The following is a 2,102-nucleotide window of genomic DNA, read 5'->3' as shown; positions in this document are numbered from 1 at the left end:
CCTTCGGGGCGGTGCGGGGCGGCGGCGGGCGGCGGCGCGGTGCTCTCGCGGGGTTCCAGGTGCGGGAGTTCGGCCTGGATGCTGCGGACCGGGCCGCCGTCGAGCCGGTCGAGCAGTTCCTGGGCGGCGAGTCGGCCGAAGCCCGAGGTGTCGCGGACGAGGGCGGTCAGGCGGGGGTGCGTGACCCGGCACAGGGCCGAGTCGTCCCAGGCCACGATGGAGAGTTCGGCGGGTACGGCGATGCCGCGCTCGGAGGCGACGGAGGCGCCCGCGACGGCCATCACGTCGTTGTCGTAGACGATCGCGGTGGGCGGTTCGGGGGCGTCGAGGATGTGCCGGGTGGCCTCGGCGCCCTCCGCGTCGGAGTAGTCGGTGGTGACGGAGCGGGCGTCGTCGAGGCCGAGGGCCGCCGCCTCCGTACGCAGCGAACTGATCCGGCGCTCGGTGTGGGCGAGCCCCGGCAGGCCCGCGACGTGCACGACGCGGCGGTGGCCGAGGCCGTGCAGATGGGCCAGTACGGAGGCCATGGCGGCGGAGTCGTCGGCCCAGACCGTGGAGAGGGCCGCGGCCTCCTCGCCGGTGGCGGGGGCGCCGATGACGACGGCGGGCAGGCCGAGCGAGGCGAGCAGTTCGGGGCGCGGGTCGTGCGCGCGCGGGTCCACGACGAGGACGCCGTCGACGCGCTTCTCGGCCCACCAGCGGCGGTGCAGTTCGCACTCGGCGTCGATGTCCTCGACGACCTGGAACAGGAGCGCCACCTTCCGGGAGGCGAGCACTTCCTGTACGCCGGAGACCAGTTGGAGGAAGAACGACTCGACGCCGAGCGTGTGCGCGGGCCTGGCCAGGACGAGTCCGACGCAGCCCGCGCGCTCCCCCGACAGGGCGCGGGCGGCGCTGTTGGGCTGCCAGCCGAGCTCCTCGGCGACGCGGTGGATGCGGTCCCTGGTGCCCTGGGAGACGCCCGGCCTGCCGTTGAGCGCGAAGGAGACGGCACTCTCCGAGACCCCGGCACGGCGCGCGATGTCCTTGATGGTGGGGCGGCGCGCCGGAGTGGTCCTGGCGGTGTCACCGGGCGGCGTCATGGCGTGGGCTCCTCGTGCGGTGGGTTCGGTACGGGGGCGGGCTCGGGTACGGCCTGTGGTGCGGGACGGGCCGGCTCCGTGCGGGGTGCGCGGACGTGCACGGCGACGGCCGGACCGTACGCGATGTGGCCCTGGGCCACGGCCTTGAGCAGCACCCAGTAGACCCCGGCCGGGGTGCCGGCGGGTGGGTGCACCTGGAAGACCGTGTCGGTCTCGCCCTCGGCGGGCACGGTGAAGGCGGCGGCGCGCGGGGTGACCGTCTGCCAGCTGCCGTACGGAGAAGCGGCGATGACCTCGCCGTGCACCGGGCCGAGCAAAGTGTTGCGCACGCGCGCGTGGTGTCCCCCGCCGTGATGGTGAGGGGCACCATGCGCGTGCAGCTCGATTCCGGGTAGACCTCTCGAGCGAACCGGCACTGTGCCGGTGTTGTGCAGCCATTGACGCCCTCGCCCACGTGAACGCAGACGATTCTGGTCAGCACCGCTACGCGGCGCCCCCTCGGGTTCCTGCTTCACCGGCCCTTGCCACCCGAGGGTGGTCTTACAAGGCCTCCACAGGCCTGACTTCCCGCCCGCCCGGCGGTAGGTCCCCACAACTTCGTTGTCAGACAAGGCGACTTTAACAATGTCGCTGCACTCCTGCAGACCTCCAGCGGCAGGATGCCCCTCCCCTCCACCCTGAGGAGTGGAGCACTGAACATGTGTCCGACAGCGGCTGAACCCGGGCGTGACGGCCTCGTGCCGGGGTGCCGTGCCGGGCAGGTCGGCCGTGCCGAGGCGGAGGGTGGTGTAGGCGTTGCCGTCGAGGTGGCCGGTGAAGGGGCCGGTGGGCGCGTCCAGGAGGTCGGCCCCGAGCGCGTCCCCGGTGGCGGGCAGGGCGGTGTCCCAGGTGACGTGTACGGGACGGCCCTGCGTCTCGCGGAGCCGTACCGCCAGGGCGTCGGGGCCCGCGCGCTTCACCGTCTCGACGTGCACCTGCGCGGCGGGCTCCACCGTGAGCAACGCGCGCGTGGCGGGGGCC

3 protein-coding genes are annotated in these 2,102 nt (G+C 73.8%); 1 reads left to right on the top strand and 2 read right to left on the bottom strand.

Annotation, left to right across the window (positions count from 1 at the left end; genetic code table 11):
- Together GUY60_RS37115 and GUY60_RS37110 are read right to left on the bottom strand one after the other, a co-directional pair.
- The coding region (locus tag GUY60_RS37115) for a LacI family DNA-binding transcriptional regulator (RefSeq protein ID WP_161705908.1) at positions 1 to 1,082 on the bottom strand (1,082 nt) is incomplete at its 3' end.
- The gene (locus GUY60_RS37110; protein WP_161705907.1) at positions 1,079 to 1,411 is read right to left on the bottom strand and encodes a hypothetical protein; all 333 of its coding nucleotides are present in this window, start codon (positions 1,409 to 1,411) and stop codon (positions 1,079 to 1,081) included. The genes GUY60_RS37110 and GUY60_RS37115, both read right to left, overlap by 4 nt.
- Before the next feature lie 369 nt (positions 1,412 to 1,780).
- Here GUY60_RS37110 and GUY60_RS38635 point away from each other — a divergent pair.
- A partial coding sequence (locus GUY60_RS38635) for a hypothetical protein (protein WP_223178782.1) occupies positions 1,781 to 2,102 on the top strand: 322 nt, incomplete at its 3' end.

This window comes from Streptomyces boluensis (genome assembly GCF_009908195.1).
GTDB classification, from domain to species: Bacteria; Actinomycetota; Actinomycetes; order Streptomycetales; family Streptomycetaceae; genus Streptomyces; species Streptomyces boluensis.
This window is presented reverse-complemented; position numbering and strand designations above follow the sequence as displayed.